Below are 17,031 nucleotides of genomic sequence, written 5' to 3' on the forward strand. Positions count from 1 at the left end.
CGCGGCGCTCAGTCGGCTGCCCTGTCCGCCGGGTAGGGTGTGGGCCAAAGCACAAGCATGCCGCCCACGAGGAACAGCAGGATCATCGCCATTCCGTAGCGCTGCGAGCTGGTCAGCGCCGTGACCGTGGCGACCATGAAGGGCGCCAGAAAGCTGGTGGCGCGGCCGGCGAGCGCGTAGAGGCCGAAATAGCGCCCGGCTTCGTCGGCGGTGACGCTGCGCGCCAGATAGGAGCGAGACGAGGCCTGGACGGGCCCGAAGGCCAGGCCGATCAGCAGGCCGAAGGCGATGTAGGCCTTCTCCGCCGGCGTGCCGAACAGCCCGCCAGTATCCGGGCCCGGCAGTTGCAGGACGCCGAACAGCGTGTAGCCGGGACCGGTGGAGACGACGCCGAGCGTCGCGACCGTGAGCATCACCAGCGACACCATGACCACCGCCTTTGACCCCAGCGCCGTGTCGATCCTGCTGGCGACAAGGCAGCCGAAGATGGCGACGACGTTCAGGATGATGCCGAAGACGCCGATTTCCGTGATCGACCATCCGAACATGCCGGCGGCGAAGACCCCGCCCAGTGCCAGCAGCGCGGCAACGCCGTCCTGGTAGATCATGCGGGCGATCAGGAAGCGCAGGATGCCGCTGCGCTGACGCACCTCGCCGATCGTGGCCTTCAGTTCGGCAAGCCCCTGGCGCACCGCCAGCGCGAGCGGCATGCCCCTGCCGCCATCCGGGGTGAAGAAGAACATCGGCAGGATGAAGAGGAAATACCAGGCCGCCGACAGCGGGCCGGTGGCGCGGGCGTCCTCGCCAAGCCGCGGATCGAGCCCGAGTATGGGTTCGACGCCGATGATCGTCTTGCCGGTTTCCGGCGATCCCGCCATGAAGGCGACGACGAAGATCAGCACGATCATGCCGCCGAGATAGCCGAGCCCCCAGGCGACGTTGGAGATGCGCCCGATATCGGCTTTCGACACGAGGCGCGGCATCATGGAATCGTTGAAGACCGTGGAGAATTCCGCGGCAATCGACGCCAGCGAGAAGAAGAACACCACCCAGAACAGGCTGGAGCCGGGCGCCGCGAACCAGAGCGCGCAGAGACTGACAATCTTGACGACCGCGAACGCCGCGATCCACGGCTTGCGCGGGCCGGTCTGGTCGGCGATCGATCCGAGTACCGGCGAGAGGATAGCGATGGCGAAGCCGGCGGCGGCGATACCGTAGCCCCACGCGGCCTGACCGGCGGCCGGGTCCGTCGCCATGCGCGAGACGAAATAGGGTCCGAAGATAAAGGTCGTGACCACGGTGAAGAACGGCTGGGCTGCCCAGTCGAAGAGCATCCAGCCCCAGATGCCGCGCCTGGGCGTATTCGGTTGGCCGGCCGAAACGCCGGCCGCGGCTGCGCTGGCCTCGCTCATGAAGCAGCCAGGTCGCTCATCAGGCCGGCCGCGACCGACAGCCGCGATACGGTGATGTCGCCGCCTTCGGTCAGCGCCTGCAGCCGCTCGCGGGTCCGTGCGACATGCTCGCCGCCGGCCTGCAGCCACGCCGCGACCGGATCGCCCTTGCCGCCGAAGCCGGCGAGCGCGGAGACCGTGATGCCGCGCCTGGCTGCACCGATCGTCTCGACAGCGCGCGAAAGCGCCATGTGCTCGTAGTAGTCGGACGTCGCGATCGCGCCCGCGGCATCCTCGATGCGGCCGATGCGGAAGGCGTCGGTCACGGAGAAGAACGCCTTGGCCGTCGCGAGCAGATCGGAGCCGGCATTGCCGGCGGCAAGCATGATGTCGGGTATCAGGAGGGATGCGTCCAGAAGCGCCAACCGGTCGGCAAGCTGTTCCGGCGTACCTGCCTCCACGAGGCCGAGCCTGCGCGCGGCCATGCGCTCGCGCGGGAACCCGGGCAGCAGTGCGGCGAGCTTCGGCTCGAGCAGCTTGCGGGCATCACGGAGCGCCCCGATCTGCTTGGCGAGCGGCAAGGTTCCGCTGCCGTTCCTGAGGTCCCAGTCGCTGGCCGCGAGCACCATCTTGCGGACCGCTGCATAGAGGTCGAGCTGCACCTGCCCGTCTATCCTGTTGTCCAGGGCGTCGATTTCGGCGTAGAGCGCTGGCAGGTCGAAGCCGTCGCGCACCACGGCGAATGCGCGAACGACCTCCGCGGCGCTGCGGCCGGTTGCGTCCTGCAGCCTCGTGACGAAGGACGGCCCGCCCCGGTTGATCAGATCGTTGGCAACGACCCTGGCGATGATCTCGCGGCGCAGCCGGTGCGAGGCGATGTCGGCCGAGAACTTCTTCTCCATGCGATCGGGGAAATACGCCGACAGGTCGCGCTCGAAATGCGCATCGTCGGGCAGGTTGCTGGCGACCAGGTCCGAGAACAGCACGATCTTGCCATAGGCGAGGAGGACGCCGAGTTCGGCCCGCGTCAGCGGCTCGCGGCGCGCTTCCCGCTCGGCGAGCGCGGCCGGCGACGGCAGCGTCTCGATCGCCCGATCGAGCAGGCCCCGCGCCTCGAGCGCCGTCATGAAGCGGGCCTGGTGCGGGAGGTCGGCCATGCCGGTGCGATGCGCGACGGAAAGCGCGAGGGTTTGCTGGTAGTTGTTCTCGAGGACGAGCCGGGACACCTCTCCGGTCATGTCGGCGAGCAGGCGGTCGCGCGAAGGCCGCGACAGCGATCCCCTGCGCATTGCCGAGGCGAGCGCGATCTTGATGTTGACCTCGACATCCGAGCAGTTCACGCCGCCGGAGTTGTCGATGGCGTCGGAATTGCACGCACCGCCGGCGAGCCCGAATTCGATGCGGGCGCGCTGGGTGACGCCGAGGTTTGCACCCTCTCCGATGACCTTGACGCGCAGTTCACCGGCGGCGACCCGGATGGCGTCGTTCGCACGGTCGCCGACGTCCTGGTTTGCCTCGCCGGCCGCCCGCACATAGGTGCCGATGCCGCCGAACCAGAGCAGGTCCGCCGGCGCCTTGAGTATCGCCCGCATGATTTCTGCAGGCGCGGCCGTCGTCTTTTCCAGGCCGATCGCAGCGGCTGCGGCCGGCGTCAGGACGATCGACTTCTGGCTGCGCGAGACGATGATTGCGCCCGGGGAAAGCTTGGACTTGTCATAGTCCTGCCAGCTCGAGCGCGGCAGGTCGAACAGGCGCTTGCGCTCGGCGAACGACAGGGCGGGGTCTGGGTCGGGATCGATGAAGATGTCTCGGTGATCGAACGCCGCGATCAGGCGGGTCTGCTCGGAAAGCAGCATGCCGTTCCCGAACACGTCGCCCGACATGTCGCCTACGCCGACAACCGTGAACGAGGTCGTCTGGATGTCGCGGTTCATTTCGCGGAAATGCCGCTTGACCGCCTCCCAGGCGCCTCGTGCGGTGATGCCCATGCCCTTGTGGTCGTAGCCGGCGGAGCCCCCTGATGCGAACGCGTCGTCGAGCCAGAAGTCGTGCTTCAGGCTTATGCCGTTGGCCGTGTCCGAAAAGGTGGCCGTGCCCTTGTCGGCGGCGACCACGAAATACGGGTCGTCCGCGTCGTGGCGCACGACGCCCTCGGGCGGCACGACCATGTCGCCGACGATGTTGTCGGTGATCGACAAGAGGCTGGAGACGAAATTGACGTAGGCCGCCCTGCCCGCCTCGAAGACCGCGTCTCGGCCGCCCCCCGCCGGCAGGCGCTTTGGAAAGAAGCCGCCCTTCGCACCGACCGGCACGATGACCGCGTTCTTGACCTGCTGCGCCTTGACGAGGCCGAGCACCTCGGTGCGGTAGTCCTGCGCGCGATCCGACCAGCGCAGTCCGCCGCGCGCGACCGGTCCGAAGCGGAGGTGGACGCCCTCTACTTCCGGGCCATACACGAAGATTTCGCGCCATGGCCTCGGATCGGGCAACCCGTCGACGCTGCGGGACTCGAGCTTGAACGCCAGCGACTGGCCGGCTTCCTTCTTGCCGGCGACGAAGTGGTTGGTCCTTAGGGTCGTTTCGATCAGGTTCAGATAGCGGCGGATGATCGTGTCGTCGTCGATGTTCGGGACATCGTCGAGCGCGTCCTTGATCTTCGCCTTGAGATGCTTTGCCGTGGTCTCGCCTTCCTTGCCCGCTCTAGGATCGAGCCGCGCCTCGAAGAGACCGAACAGCCCGCGGGCGATGTCCGGATAGCGGTTGAGCACCGCGGCGATGAAACCCTGGCTCTGCGGAATGCCGGCCTGCTGCAGGTAGCGGCCGTAGGCGCGGAGAACGCCGATCGCATCGACGTCGAGACCGCCCGTCTGCGCCAGAGCGTTGAAGCTGTCGTTGTCGGCATCGCCGCGCCAGACCGACAGGAAGACCTGTTCGAACAGCGCGCCGCCATCTGCCAGATCGATCGGCCCGCCGTATGCGTTTTCGAGTTCCATGTCGTGGATGAAGACCGGCCCGTCCGGCGCCGCGTCGATCTCGAAGGTCCGCTCGCTGATGACCCGGAAGCCGATGTTCTCGAGCAGCGGGACGCGCCGCGACAGGGCCACCGGCGCGCTGTGGTGGTAGATCTTGAGGGACGCCTGCTCAGGCCTGCGCCCCCGCTCGCGATACCAGTCGATGGCGATCGGATTGGCGCCGTCGATCGCCGCTATGCGTTCGGCGTCCAGCAGGGCCGTCGCCGGCGAAAAGCTGTTCTGGTAGTCGTGCGGGAAATGGGTGGCGACACTGACGAGCGACGCCGGCAGACCGGCGCCTGCCGAGGCGACGCGCAGCCCGTCTTCCCAGGTCGTCACGATGTCGCGGATCGCAGCCTCGATCATCGCCGGCTCGATCTTGGGTGTCTTGCCGCCAGAGCGGCCGATGATGAAGTGGACGCGCGCCAGACCGCCTTCGGGGAACGCTGGATAGTATGCCGAAAGGCGTCCGTCGAAGACGTCCTTCAGATACCGGCCGATCTTTTCGCGGACGACGGAATCGTATCGGTCGCGCGGCACGAAGACGATGACCGAGACGAAGCGGTCGAACTGGTCGACGCGGTAGAGCGCGCGCACGCGCGGCCGCTCGACGAGCCCGAGGATCGCTTCCGCATGCTTGCGCAGTACCGGTACCGTGACCTGGAAAAGCTCGTCGCGGGGATAGCTTTCCAGGACGTTCATCAGCGCCTTTCCGGAGTGGTCGCCGGGATCGAAACCGGACTTCCGGATCACGCTTTCGGCCTTCGAACGCAGATGCGGTATCTTCATCACCGAGCGCGTGTAGGCCGTCGACGTGAACAGGCCGACGACACGCAGTTCGCCGGACAGCGCGCCCTTCTTGTCGAAGATCTTGATGCCGACATAGTCGAGATAGGCGCGCCGGTGCACGACCGACTTGGCGTTGGCCTTGGTGACGATGAGGGCGTCCGGCCCGTAGAGGAAGGCGCGGATTTCCGGCGTCGTCGCCTCGCCCCCGGCGCGCCTGAGCACGCGGACCTCAGGGTCCGACAGAATGCCAAGGCCCGGACTGGCCGATCGCGTCAGCGTGCCGCTCTTCTCGCTGCCCGAGTAGCGGAATTCGCGCATGCCGAGGAAGGTGAAGTTGTCGTCGCGCAGCCATTCCAGAAAGGCGATGGCTTCGTCGACCGCCCGGGCATCTAGAGGTACCGGATGGTAGCGGAACTCCGAGATCGCCCGGTCGAGCCGCGCGAGCATGGGCTTCCAGTCATTGACCGCCGCGCGAACCTGGGTGAGCACCTTGGCAAGGCCGGCCTCCAGAGCAGCGCCTTCGTCGCTGGAGAGCGCATTGACATGAATGTGGATCACGGAAAGTCGATCGACATTCTCATCCTTGGCGCCGTCGGGAAGAATTTCGAGGACGCCCTTCTTGCCGTGTCTCACGGCGATGACCGGATGCGCGACAAGCGTCGATTCGCCGGCTCGGTCCGCGATTTCGCCCAGCACGGAATCGAACAGGAAGGGCATGTTGTCGTTGACGACGGTGACCGCCGTCATCGGGCGGCCATCGCGCACAAGCTCGGGGTCGGTGACGACCGAAACGACGCTTTCGCCCTTGCGATGCGACATGACCACCTTTTCCGCCAGGGCCGCGGCCCTGGCCAGGACGGCAGGCTCGTAGGCGGCGACGTCCTCGGCAGGCGCACGGTCGAGGAGGCGGAGTGCGAGGGGGCCGGGTCGAGGCGCGGCCTTGCGTTGCGTGGCCTTGGATTTTGCCCGAGCGTCGGCCATGGCGTCTGTTCCCTCCATGCATGCTTTTGCGGCATCGTAGCAGAAGCCAGCGGTTTGGCGACTGGCCTACCAGAAGGAATAGTGCGTTCGTTTGGCCTGGATGTGACGCTTCAGGAGCGCGCCGCGATGGCGGCGGCCGCGCCCGCCATGGTGGCGGCGCTGACGCGGTTCGCGAAGCGCATGGCCCGCTCGCTTCGAAGCAGCCGGCGCGCCTGCGCGGCGGCCAGCACCCAGGCGCAGTCGATACCAATGAGGACGAGCGCCATCGTCGCGGTCAGTTCGGCCCAGCCAAGCAGCGTCACCGAGCCAAGATCTATGATGGTGGGCAGGAGCGCTAGGTAGAACATCATGATCTTGGGGTTGCCGAGGGTAACGGCCATGCCGGCGAAGAAGAGCTTCGCCGGCGAGTCATCGCTCGGCATGCCGGCGTCGCGCACCACGGCCGGCGCCGTCCACATCTTCCAGGCGAGCCAGACCAGATAGGCGACGCCGACCCATTTCACGACGACAAAGGCGAAATGGAAAGTCTGGGCGACGAAGGCCAGCCCGAAGACGGCCATGGACAGCCAGATCGCCTCGCCGATCCACATCGCGGCAAGGAACGGGAAGACATCGCGGAAGCCCTTGGCGATGACGCGCGCCACAAGCGCTGCGATCGATGGGCCGGGCGAGCCCGCCGCGACGAGAAGCGCGCCCGCGAAGATGAGAAGCGAGGTCAGTTCCAAGGCCGTGTCCTCCGCCTGCGACATTGCAGTCTAGCAGGCGGAAACGGGCCGACATAGATGCAGGAAACCTTCAGACCAAAGATCCTGACATCCGCTGCCGCCAGGTGTCCGGACGGCAGCGATTGGTCGGGCGCGTCAGGCGGCGCCTGCGACCCGCTGCTTCTCGAAGCGCTTGCGCTCGTTGGGGTCGAGATAGAGCTTGCGCAGGCGTATCGTCTTCGGCGTCACCTCGACGAGTTCGTCGTCCTGGATCCAGGCGAGCGCGCGCTCCAGCGTCATCTTGACCGGCGGCGTCAGGCGAACGGCTTCGTCCTTGCCGGCAGCGCGGATGTTGGTGAGCTTCTTGCCCTTCAGGACGTTGACTTCGAGGTCGTTGTCGCGGCTGTGGATGCCGACGATCATGCCCTGGTAGACCCTGACGCCGGCGTCGATCACCATCGGGCCGCGATCCTCGAGGTTCCACATCGCGTAGGCGACCGATTCGCCCATTTCGTTCGAGATCAGCACGCCGTTGGTGCGGCCGGGCAGTTCGCCCTTGTAGGGTTGGTAGGCGTGGAACAGCCGGTTCATGACCGCCGTGTCACGCGTGTCGGTCAAGAGTTCCGACTGGTAGCCGATGAGGCCGCGCGTCGGTGCGAAGAAGACCAGACGCTGGCGGTTGCCGCCCGACGGGCGCAGCTCGACCATCTCGGCTTTGCGTTCGCTCATCTTCTGGACGACGATGCCGGCATGCTCTTCGTCGACGTCGATGACGACTTCCTCGACCGGCTCTAGCAGGCGACCATGCTCGTCCTTCTGCATGACCACGCGCGGACGCGAGACGGCAAGCTCAAAGCCCTCGCGGCGCATCGTCTCGATGAGAACCGCAAGCTGCAGTTCGCCGCGGCCTGAGACGTAGAACGAATCCTTGTCGGCCGATTCCTCGATCTTCAGGGCGACGTTGCCCTCGGCCTCGCGCAGCAGGCGATCGCGGATGACGCGGCTCGTCACCTTGTCGCCTTCGGTGCCCGCAAGCGGGCTGTCATTGACGAGGAACGACATCGTGACGGTCGGCGGATCGATCGGCTGCGCGGCCATCGGCCCGGACACCGACGGGTCGCAGAAGGTGTCGGCCACGGTGCCCTTGGAGAGGCCGGCGATGGCGACGATGTCGCCCGCCTGCGCTTCCTCGATCGGCTGGCGCTCGAGTCCGCGGAAGGCAAGGATCTTGGAGACGCGGCCGTTTTCGAGCAGCGTGCCGTCGTGATGCAGCACCTTGACCGCCTGGTTCGGCTTCAGCGTGCCGGAGGCGATGCGGCCGGTGATGATGCGGCCGAGGAAGGGATTGGCCTCGAGAATGGTGCCGATCATGCGGAAGGGGCCGGGCTCGACGGTCGGCGCCGGCACATGGCGCAGCACCAGGTCGAACAGCGGGGTAAGCCCCTGCTCCTTCGGGCCCTCGGGGTTCTCGGAAACCCAGCCGTCGCGGCCGGAACCGTAGAGGATCGGGAAGTCGAGCTGCTCGTCGGTGGCGTCGAGCGCCGCGAACAGATCGAACACCTCGTTCACGACCTCGACGTGACGGGCGTCGGGACGGTCGATCTTGTTGATGACGACGATCGGCTTCAGGCCGATCTTGAGCGCCTTGCCGACGACAAACTTCGTCTGCGGCATCGGGCCCTCGGCCGCGTCAACCAGGACGATCGCCGAATCCACCATCGACAGGATGCGCTCGACCTCGCCGCCGAAGTCGGCGTGGCCGGGCGTGTCGACGACGTTGATGCGCGTGTCCTTCCACTCGACCGAAGTCGCCTTGGCGAGGATGGTGATGCCGCGTTCCTTTTCGATGTCGCCGGAATCCATGGCGCGTTCGGTGACACGCTGGTTGTCGCGGAACGTGCCGGACTGCTTGAGGAGTTGGTCGACCAGTGTCGTCTTTCCATGGTCGACATGCGCGATGATCGCGATGTTGCGAATATTCATGATCTGATCTCGGGAGTGGGCAGCGCGAGTATCGGCGCCGCGACTTCGGTTGCGCGGCTCATACATGTTTTTTCGCAGTTGCGAAAGGGGGCGGGGTGGTTACCGAAAATTAGGCATCGCGTGCGACAAGGAATCGCTAACCACGGCGGATCGATTCGGCGTCTGAAAAGTTAACGGGCATGACCATGGCGTTTTCCAGGATCTACCGGACGACAATCGCCACTTCGGCCGTGGCGGTGCTGCTCGCCGCTGGCGTGGCCCATTCGACGGGAACCCGTCAGGTGGATCGCCCGGTCGCACTCTTGACTGACGCGCAGGAGGCCTATCCGGATGCGCCCTATGGCGTCGACCCGATGGTGACCGGGCCGACCTCGACGGCGTTCGGGAAGCGGCAGGACGCTGCCGGATGCGCGCAGGCAAAGTGGCCCGACGTGCCGCTCGCCTGCTACCCCGACTGACAGCGCTCGTTCTCAGGCAGACTCGACAAGGATTTCGGAGAGCCGGTCGGGCTCCGTGCGAAGCCGCCTGCGAGCCTATGAGATTGCCGTCGAGGGGCGTGCAGCCAATGTCTGAAACGGCTCAGTCGGTATCGACGCTGATGCCGTGATGTTCGACGATCCCCGGTTGGATCAGACGCGCATGGAAGGCCAGCAGCACGATGCCTGCGTCAAGGCTCTGCGGCCGCTCCATCGCCTCGTCGAGACGTCGGATCGCATCGTCCAGCGCCTCGTCTCCATTGGCCTGCGCGAAGGCGCCGGCCCCGAGGGCGCAGTAGGCAAAGAGGGCGGCGGCCGGCGCATAGGCGCTTTCCGGCGGATCGTCGCCGAAATGGTCCTTCAGCAGGTTGACCAGCGCCAGCTTGACGCCTTCCGGCACCAGCGACGGGTGGAGATCGGCCCCACGCAACGCCAGGTCCAGGCGTCGAAGATCCTCGGAGCGGCCGAAACGGCCGAGAAAGCCGAAAGAGCTTCGGCGCGCCATGTCAAAGGACCCCCTGGCCGACGGCGAACCCGGCGGCCCGAGGGAACAGGAGCGTCCTGACGGAAATCACGCCAGGCCGCGCTTGGCCATCATCGCGTCCGGACTAGGCATCTTGCCTCGAAACGCGGTGTAAAGCTCTTCGGGCTCGGCCGACCCGCCGGGCGAGTAGATGTTCTTCTTGAGCCTCGCGGCGAGATCCGGATCGAACGGGTTTCCGGTTTCCTCGAAGGCCGAAAAGGCATCGGCGTCGAGCACTTCCGACCACATGTAGGAATAGTAGCCGGCCGAGTATCCGTCGCCAGAGAAGACATGCCCGAAGTGGGGCGTGCGGTGGCGCATGACGATGGCGTCCGGCATGCCGATCCGCGCCAGGGTGTCGGCCTCGAACTTCGCCGGATCGGCCGGCGCGTCCTTCTCGGCGTGATAGGCCATGTCGACCAGCGCCGACGAGGTGAACTCGACCGTCCGGAAGCCGGCGTCGAAAGTGGCGGCGGCCAGCATCTTGTCGAGCAGGGCCTTCGGCATCGCCTCGCCGGTCTTGTAGTGCCGCGCGAAGGTCTCCAGCACGGACGGCACGGTCAGCCAGTGCTCATAGAGCTGCGAGGGAAGTTCGACGAAATCGCGCGACACGGACGTGCCGGATTGCGATGGCCAGTACGCCTCGGTCAGCAGGCCGTGGAGCGCATGCCCGAACTCGTGGAACAGCGTCCTGGCCTCGTCGAGCGACAGCAGCGCCGGCTCGCCGGCCGACGGCTTGGCGAAGTTCATGATGTTGTAGATGATCGGCGCGGAGCCGTAGCCGAGCCGGTAGCCCGACTGCAGCGAACTCATCCAGGCGCCCGAGCGTTTCGACGGGCGGGCAAAATAGTCGGCCAGGAAGAGCCCGCGCTGCGACCCGTCGGCATTGCGCACCTCGAAGACTCGAACGTCCGGATGCCAGGCAGGCACGCCCTGCTTCTCCGCAAAGGAAACGCCGAACAGACGCGTCGCGACGTCGAAACACGCCTCGATGATCCTGTCGAGCTGGAGATATGGCTTCAGTTCGGCCTCGTCGAACGCATATTTTTCGGCGCGAAGGCGTTCCTGGTAGAAGCGCCAGTCCCAGGCGGCGAGCTTGTCGTTGCTGCCGGCCGCGGCAGCCAGTCGCTGCAGGTCCGCTTCGTCGGCGGTCGCCTTGCGGCGCGCCTTTTCCCAGACGGGCTCCAGGAGATCGAATACCGCCTTCGGCGTCTTGGCCATGGTGTCGTCGAGCTTGAGCGCCGCATAGCTGTCGTAACCGAGCAGGTTCGCCTTCTCGGCGCGCAGTGCGAGGATCCTGGCTACCACAGCGCCGTTGTCGGTAGCGCCTCCCGTCTCGCCGCGGCCCGCGAAAGCCCTGAATGCCTTTTCGCGCAGGTCGCGGCGCTCGGAGTAGGCCGCGAACGGCTCGTAGATCGAGCGCGACAGGGTGACGGCATACCCGCCTTCGTGGCCGCGCTCGGCAGCGGCGCTCGCCATGGCGTCCTTCAGGAAACCGGGCAGCCCGGCGAGATCGCCCTCCTCCAGGAACATCACCCATTCGCTTTCGTCGGCGAGCACGTTCTGGCTGAAGGTCGTGCCGAGCGAAGAAAGCTCCTCGTTGATGGCCGCCAGGCGCGCCTTGCCGTCCGCATCGAGCCGGGCGCCGGACTTGACGAAGCCCTTCCAGCTCTTCTCCACCAGACGCAGCGTTGCCGGGTCGAGGTCGAGCGTGTGGCGACGACGATGCAGGTCGTCAATGCGCGCGAACAGCTTCTCGTTCATGGAGATCGCCGAATAGTGGCGCGACATCTTGGGAGCCACTTCCCGCTCCATCACCTTGATCTGGTCGTTGGTGTTGGCCCCTGCCTTGCACCAGAAGATCGCGGAAACCCGGTCGAGCGCATCGCCCGACAGTTCCATCGCGACGAAGGTATTCTCTATTGTCGGATCGTTCGGATCATCCGAGATCGCGTCGATCTCGGCCCGATGAGCAGCCAGAGCCGCATCAAAGACCGGACCGAAATCGGCATCGCTGAGGCGCGTGAAGTCAGGCAGTCCCGATGGTCCGTCCCAGTGAGTGAGCGGATGGCTGTCGAGATCGACGGCGGCGGTTGTGGTCATGAGACTATCCAGGAGGCATGCGGAAAGGATGAACGGATGTAGGGCCGACCGCCCTGCGCCGCAACCCGCCCGACCGCCGGAGCGACGGTGCTAGGCCTTCTCCTCGGGCCGTTCGAAGTCCCCTGTGGCACGGTTCATCACCCAGAGCTCACCCGACGAGATGTCGAACCATGCCCCAGACAGCGTCAGACGCCCCTTTCCTTCGAGTATGCTGACGCAGGGAAACGTACGCAGATTGGCGATCGAGTAGCGGATGGAGATGCGTTCAAGCGCCGTCTGGCGCTCGGACTGCGTCATCAGCGTCGATCCCGACACCGTCTCGGCGGCCGGCGCAATCAGGCTCATCCACTTGCCGATGAAGTCGCCAGGCGACAACGGCGCGGCGTTGACGTTCAGGGCCGCCCCGATGCCGCCGCAGCGGCCGTGGCCCATGACGACGATGTTCTTCACCTTGAGGCTCTGCACCGCGAATTCCAGGGCGGCCGAGGTGGAATGGAATTCGCCGTCCGGCTCATAGGGCGGTACGAGGTTGGCGACGTTGCGGACCACGAACAATTCGCCCGGGCCGGCATCGAAGATCGCCTCGGGCGCGGCGCGCGAATCGCAGCAGGCGATGACCATCGTTTCAGGCGTCTGCCCCTCGCGCGCGAGGGCACGGTAGCGGCCGCTTTCGGACGCGTATCGGCCGTTCATGAAATTGCGGTAGCCGGCGAGGAGACTGTCAGGGATGTGAGCCATGCGCGGACATTAACGGCAATTTTTTTCGCACTGCAATGCCGGCGATCGCTCAGGCGTGAATCGCCACCGGAATTCCAAACCCGTCCAATCCGGGCGGATCGGGGAAGGAGACCGCTTCGCCGCGCCGGATACGATCTGCGACCAGCATCATGCAGGCAGCATCGACAAGGTCGTCGCCGGTGGCGCCGGACGGAGGCGCACGGTCGAGAAATTCCGAGGCGTGGCCGCAACGGACAAGCAGGGCCTTGCGCTCGTTCAACCCCGCGGGATTGACCGAGCCCTTGATCTTCTTCGGGGTTTGCATGGCTTGCCCGCCATTCAGCAGCATGAACGCAACTTCGGGGTGCGATTCGTGCACGCGATCGCGCAGCTCGGGCCGCTCACGGATCAACACATCCACTTCACGGATCTTCGCGAAGATCGCGAAGGCCTGGATCGAGACGCCACGCGGCGGGTCCGAGGTGCGCCTTGCCACCTCGCTCGCGCGGCGATGCGCCGCGTACCAGGTCTCGACCGTGCTGAACGGATCGACCTCGGCGTAGACAGCAGCGCGCGACGGTATGGAAAACACGCTCGACTGGCGTTGCCCGATCAACGGCCGCACCAGCGCCTCGGGACCGCGTCCGCCTTGCCGTGTGAAATCGGGCAGTCCGATCGGCATGTCGACGGCGATCGTCGCATCGTCGGGATAGGCTTCTAGCAGTTCGGCAAACGTGGCGAAGACCCGGGCGGACGGAAAATCGTCGATTCGCCTGCGCCCGACGGCGATCCAGCCGACGGGACAGCCGTCGACGCCGACGACACAGATCACGGCTAGGCCCGAATGGGGCGGCCGGGACTGGCGATGCGCCGGAACTGCACCATCGCCATCGGATGAGACAGGCTCTTGGCGTCCGTCTCGAGCTGCAGCTCGTCGCCGCCGCGCTTGGCCGTGCGGGCGAGGATCTCGTAGACGGCAGCCGTTGTGCTCTGCAGCGCGTCGGTGTCCGTCCGGCCCGCCATCAGCCGCGCCAGGAACACGGCCCCCGTAAGGTCGCCGAGCCCGTTCGGCGGCCCGCCGATCAGAGGGTGTTCGGCCAGGAGCGCCTCGGCCCGGGTGACAAGCAGGTTGCCGGTCCCGCCAGCAAGCATGGCCGGCGCGGAGGTGACCAGCATCCGCGGCCGACCGACCCGCCTTGCCGCTTCGATCACGGCATTGGCGTCGGGCAGCTTTGCGCCGACGATCCACTCCAGTTCGTAGCGGTTGGGCGTAACGATGTCGGCAAGCGGCAGCAGCAGGTCGCGCATCGCTTCCGCCGTGGCGGCGGGCACATAAAGCCCGCCAAGGTCGCCCATCACCGGATCGCAGGCGTAAAGCGCGTCGGGATTGACTGATTTCACGCGGCAAACGAGCGATGCGACGTCGGCCGCCTGGCGTGCGTCGCCAAGATAGCCGGATAGCACGGCTGCCACCTCGCCAAGCCAGGGCGCGCGCTCGAGATCCTTCATGAAGGCGGAGAACTGCTCGGCATCGGGCACGATGCGGGTCGCGGGGCCATGGCCGGGATGCCAGGGGAGGAGCACGGTCGGAACCGCCCACACGGGATGGCCGAGCGTCTCCAGCGCGAATACCGCTGCCCTGTTTCCGACCGAGCCGCGCGCCACGTGGCTCGATATGACGATGACCGCGCGCGCCGCCTTCTGTCCGCTCTTGTCCATTCCGCCTTCGCCCGTAGCTGGAATTGCGCCCTAGCGGCCATCCGCGAGGTACAGAACCAGCCACGCGATCAGGCCGACCAGGAAAACCGCACCGATGGTGCGGCCGATTCTCGTGCCCCAATACTCGGCCCAGTCGCCGCGGTCCACATCCGAGGCAGAGAGATGGTCGCGGGCCCGCGTGGCGGCGCGATCGATTGCGGAGCGACCGCCGCTTTCGGCCTCCTGCGAGACCCGGTCGAGGATTCGTCGCGACTCGGCGCGGTCGTCAGCGTCACGTTTCCCGTTCATTCCCGCTCCCCACTTCAGTCCCGATTTCCCGGCTATCCGGAGCGCGGCCGCCTGACCGCCGAACCTGTATTTTCACGTTGAACGTGCTAATGCTGCGGGTGGCCCGAACGCGACCCGAGGGATCATCATGTCTGCTCCAAGCTGCCAACGCCCTTTCATGGCTCGTCTGCCCGCTTTCCTGTTCCTGACGCTTGCGCTGCCGCTGCTTTCCGCCTGCGGCTACAACACCATCCCCACCCTCGAGGAACAGGCCAAGGCCGCGTGGAGCGAGGTGCTCAACCAGTACCAGCGGCGCGCCGATCTCATTCCCAATCTGGTCGAAACGGTCAAGGGCTACGCTTCGCACGAGCGCGAGGTGCTGGAAAGTGTCGTCGAGGCGCGCGCCAAGGCGACCCAGGTGACGGTGACGCCGGAAACGCTCAGCGATCCCAATGCCTTCAAGGCCTTCCAGGAAAGCCAGGCCGGCCTGACGAGCGCGCTGTCGCGACTGCTGGCCGTGGTCGAGAACTATCCTGATCTCAAGGCCAATCAGAACTTCCTCGCGCTCCAGGCGCAGCTGGAGGGAACTGAAAACCGCATCGCGGTTGCCCGCCGCGACTACATCGAGGCCGTGCGCGTTTACAACACGTCCCTCAAAACCTTCCCACCGATGATCTGGAACGCATTGTGGTTCGGCAACCAGCCCTTCCAGAACTTCACCGCGGCGGACGACGCCATGCAGCCGCCGAAGGTGGACTTCGGCACGCAGCAACAGGGCGGATAGCCGGCGGACCAGGCGGGCGACGTCTTGCAGTCCGGCACGATCGACAGGGTGGCGGGTTCGCCGTCAATGCCCGGACGTCTGACTGCGGCGACCTTCGGCGCGCTTTCGTTCTGCCTCGTCCTGTTTGCGGCCCTGGCAGCGTCCGCGCAGGATTTGCCCGCGCTGACCGGCCGCGTCGTCGATCGAGCCGGGCTGATCGAGCCCGCCGCGGAGGCGGCGCTGGTCCAGAAGCTCGAGGCCTTCGAGCACAAATCCTCCGACCAGATCGTCGTCGCCACCGTTCCCAGCCTGGGCGGCGAAGCCATCGAGCCCTATGCCAACCGCCTCTTTCGCGCCTGGGGCCTGGGCCAGGCCGGCGAAGACAACGGCATCCTGCTTCTCGTGGCCCGCGACGACCGCAAGATGCGCATCGAGGTCGGCTATGGTCTCGAAGGCACACTGACCGACCTCCATTCGCGGCTAATTATCGAGAACACGATGGTGCCGGCCTTTCGCGCCGGCGACTTTTCCGGCGGCATCTCGAATGCGGTCGACGACATCATCATGGTGCTCGAAGGCAACGCGGCAGAGCTCGAGGCCCGCGCGAAGCGCAACGAACGCAGCGGCGGAGGCGAGGACACCGTCTTCGCCGCCCTCTTTCTCATCGTCTGGGCGACGCTCTTCTTCGGCGGCTTCGCCATGGCGATCCTGCCGCGCATTTACGGCCGCAGGATCGGGCCCGGGCGCTACGAATGGCTCGGCATGACCTTTAATTACAATTCGAGCGGCAGGTCGTCGCGCGGGGGATGGTCGGGAGGTTCTTCCGGCGGTGGCTGGTCGGGCGGCTCCTCCGGCGGATTTTCGGGAGGCGGCGGATCATCCGGCGGCGGCGGATCTTCGGGGAGCTGGTAGATGACAACGGACAGCATAAGCGTCGAGGAGCACGAGCGCATAGCGGACGCGATCCGAACCGCGGAAGCCGCGACGTCGGGGGAAATCTACTGCGTCCTGGCGCGCCGCAGTGACGGCTATTTCTTCTCCGCCGCGCTGATCGTCACGATCGCGATCATTGTCATCAGCCTCGGGGTCGCGTTCATGATCGAGGCCTGGTGGCTGACCATGCGGCTGCCGGTTTTCGTCGGTGCGCAGCTGCTGGCGCTCGCAGCGGCGCTGGCGTTGATCTATGCCCTGCCCGGCCTGCGCATCAGGCTCGCCCCGCGCCGCTGGCAGTACATGCGCGCGCACGACAATGCGCTGAAACAGTTCTATTCGCGCAACGTGCACCTGACGACGCAGCGCACCGGCGTCCTCATCTTCGTGTCGCTGGCCGAACGCTATGCGGAGGTCGTCGCCGACGCCGGCATCAATTCCAAGGTGCCTCAGGACATCTGGGATTCCATCGTCGCCGGCCTGATCGACGACGCCGGGAACGACCGGCTGGCCAGCGGTTTCGTCACGGCGATCGCCGCGGTCGGCGCGCTTCTTGCCGAGCATTTCCCGATCCGTGCGGACGACGTGAACGAACTCGACGACCACCTCGTCGAAATCTGAAACATCTTCCCGATCGCATAGAGCTTTGATGGCCGGCAGCCATCGATGGCTGC

The 17,031-nt window shown here is 66.1% G+C and carries 14 protein-coding genes; 4 read left to right on the forward strand and 10 right to left on the reverse strand.

What is annotated here, in order from left to right; genetic code table 11:
• Window positions 1–8 precede the first annotated feature (8 nt).
• The 4 genes from ABUE31_RS07900 to typA form a co-directional block, all read right to left on the reverse strand.
• On the reverse strand, window positions 9–1,412 hold the full coding sequence (locus ABUE31_RS07900) for an MFS transporter (protein ID WP_367722979.1): 1,404 nt from the start codon (window positions 1,410–1,412) through the stop codon (window positions 9–11).
• Entirely contained in the window at window positions 1,409–6,172 is a 4,764-nt protein-coding gene (locus tag ABUE31_RS07905; protein WP_367722980.1) for an NAD-glutamate dehydrogenase, read from the reverse strand. The genes ABUE31_RS07900 and ABUE31_RS07905 overlap by 4 nt, the downstream gene beginning before the upstream one ends.
• Before the next feature lie 110 nt (window positions 6,173–6,282).
• The gene (locus ABUE31_RS07910; RefSeq protein WP_367722981.1) at window positions 6,283–6,897 is read right to left on the reverse strand and encodes a LysE family translocator; all 615 of its coding nucleotides are present in this window, start codon (window positions 6,895–6,897) and stop codon (window positions 6,283–6,285) included.
• A gap of 135 nt (window positions 6,898–7,032) precedes the next feature.
• Window positions 7,033–8,859 carry a translational GTPase TypA gene (gene typA / locus ABUE31_RS07915; protein WP_367722982.1) on the reverse strand — a complete coding sequence of 609 codons (1,827 nt, stop codon included), beginning with the start codon at window positions 8,857–8,859 and terminating at the stop codon, window positions 7,033–7,035.
• Between the two features lie 185 nt (window positions 8,860–9,044).
• Here typA and ABUE31_RS07920 point away from each other — a divergent pair, with 185 nt between their 5' ends.
• Window positions 9,045–9,317, forward strand: a complete 273-nt coding sequence (locus ABUE31_RS07920; RefSeq protein WP_367722983.1) for a hypothetical protein — start codon at window positions 9,045–9,047, stop codon at window positions 9,315–9,317.
• A 121-nt stretch (window positions 9,318–9,438) separates the two neighbouring features.
• Here ABUE31_RS07920 and ABUE31_RS07925 read toward each other — a convergent pair whose 3' ends face one another.
• From ABUE31_RS07925 to ABUE31_RS07950, 6 genes are all read right to left on the reverse strand, one after another.
• Window positions 9,439–9,840: a hypothetical protein gene (locus tag ABUE31_RS07925; RefSeq protein WP_367722984.1), complete on the reverse strand. Its 402-nt coding sequence runs from the start codon at window positions 9,838–9,840 to the stop codon at window positions 9,439–9,441.
• A 66-nt stretch (window positions 9,841–9,906) separates the two neighbouring features.
• Window positions 9,907–11,961 (reverse strand): M3 family metallopeptidase, encoded by a 2,055-nt coding sequence (locus ABUE31_RS07930; protein WP_367722985.1) that lies wholly within the window; start codon window positions 11,959–11,961, stop codon window positions 9,907–9,909.
• Between the two features lie 90 nt (window positions 11,962–12,051).
• Window positions 12,052–12,699 (reverse strand): carbonic anhydrase, encoded by a 648-nt coding sequence (locus ABUE31_RS07935; RefSeq protein ID WP_367722986.1) that lies wholly within the window; start codon window positions 12,697–12,699, stop codon window positions 12,052–12,054.
• A gap of 49 nt (window positions 12,700–12,748) precedes the next feature.
• A complete protein-coding gene (locus tag ABUE31_RS07940) occupies window positions 12,749–13,507 on the reverse strand; it encodes a DUF429 domain-containing protein (protein ID WP_367723592.1) in 759 nt (252 codons plus the stop codon).
• A gap of 5 nt (window positions 13,508–13,512) precedes the next feature.
• Window positions 13,513–14,397 (reverse strand): pyridoxal kinase PdxY, encoded by an 885-nt coding sequence (gene pdxY / locus ABUE31_RS07945; protein ID WP_367722987.1) that lies wholly within the window; start codon window positions 14,395–14,397, stop codon window positions 13,513–13,515.
• A 30-nt stretch (window positions 14,398–14,427) separates the two neighbouring features.
• Window positions 14,428–14,685, reverse strand: coding sequence for a hypothetical protein (locus ABUE31_RS07950; protein ID WP_367722988.1), 258 nt, complete (start codon window positions 14,683–14,685; stop codon window positions 14,428–14,430).
• Between the two features lie 157 nt (window positions 14,686–14,842).
• On the opposite strand from ABUE31_RS07950, the gene ABUE31_RS07955 reads away from it, so the two are divergent.
• From ABUE31_RS07955 to ABUE31_RS07965, 3 genes are all read left to right on the forward strand, one after another.
• Complete coding sequence (locus ABUE31_RS07955) at window positions 14,843–15,448, forward strand: LemA family protein (RefSeq protein WP_367722989.1); 606 nt, start codon at window positions 14,843–14,845, stop codon at window positions 15,446–15,448.
• 66 nt (window positions 15,449–15,514) lie between these two features.
• Entirely contained in the window at window positions 15,515–16,339 is an 825-nt protein-coding gene (locus ABUE31_RS07960) for a TPM domain-containing protein (protein WP_367722990.1), read from the forward strand.
• Entirely contained in the window at window positions 16,340–16,978 is a 639-nt protein-coding gene (locus tag ABUE31_RS07965) for a TPM domain-containing protein (RefSeq protein ID WP_367722991.1), read from the forward strand.
• The last annotated feature ends 53 nt before the right edge of the window (window positions 16,979–17,031 follow it).

It is taken from the genome of Mesorhizobium marinum (assembly GCF_040813675.1).
GTDB classification, from domain to species: Bacteria; Pseudomonadota; Alphaproteobacteria; order Rhizobiales; family Rhizobiaceae; genus Mesorhizobium_K; species Mesorhizobium_K marinum.

What these genes read in the sequence shown, in the direction of transcription:
- ABUE31_RS07900 (WP_367722979.1), bottom strand. Translation starts at nt 1,412, where the DNA reads ATGAGCGAGGCCAGCGCAGCCGCGGCCGGCGTTTCGGCCGGCCAACCG.
- ABUE31_RS07905 (WP_367722980.1), bottom strand. Translation starts at nt 6,172, where the DNA reads ATGGCCGACGCTCGGGCAAAATCCAAGGCCACGCAACGCAAGGCCGCG.
- typA (WP_367722982.1), bottom strand. Translation starts at nt 8,859, where the DNA reads ATGAATATTCGCAACATCGCGATCATCGCGCATGTCGACCATGGAAAG.
- ABUE31_RS07920 (WP_367722983.1), top strand. Translation starts at nt 9,045, where the DNA reads ATGGCGTTTTCCAGGATCTACCGGACGACAATCGCCACTTCGGCCGTG.
- ABUE31_RS07925 (WP_367722984.1), bottom strand. Translation starts at nt 9,840, where the DNA reads ATGGCGCGCCGAAGCTCTTTCGGCTTTCTCGGCCGTTTCGGCCGCTCC.
- ABUE31_RS07930 (WP_367722985.1), bottom strand. Translation starts at nt 11,961, where the DNA reads ATGACCACAACCGCCGCCGTCGATCTCGACAGCCATCCGCTCACTCAC.
- ABUE31_RS07935 (WP_367722986.1), bottom strand. Translation starts at nt 12,699, where the DNA reads ATGGCTCACATCCCTGACAGTCTCCTCGCCGGCTACCGCAATTTCATG.
- pdxY (WP_367722987.1), bottom strand. Translation starts at nt 14,397, where the DNA reads ATGGACAAGAGCGGACAGAAGGCGGCGCGCGCGGTCATCGTCATATCG.
- ABUE31_RS07950 (WP_367722988.1), bottom strand. Translation starts at nt 14,685, where the DNA reads ATGAACGGGAAACGTGACGCTGACGACCGCGCCGAGTCGCGACGAATC.
- ABUE31_RS07955 (WP_367722989.1), top strand. Translation starts at nt 14,843, where the DNA reads ATGGCTCGTCTGCCCGCTTTCCTGTTCCTGACGCTTGCGCTGCCGCTG.
- ABUE31_RS07960 (WP_367722990.1), top strand. Translation starts at nt 15,515, where the DNA reads ATGCCCGGACGTCTGACTGCGGCGACCTTCGGCGCGCTTTCGTTCTGC.
- ABUE31_RS07965 (WP_367722991.1), top strand. Translation starts at nt 16,340, where the DNA reads ATGACAACGGACAGCATAAGCGTCGAGGAGCACGAGCGCATAGCGGAC.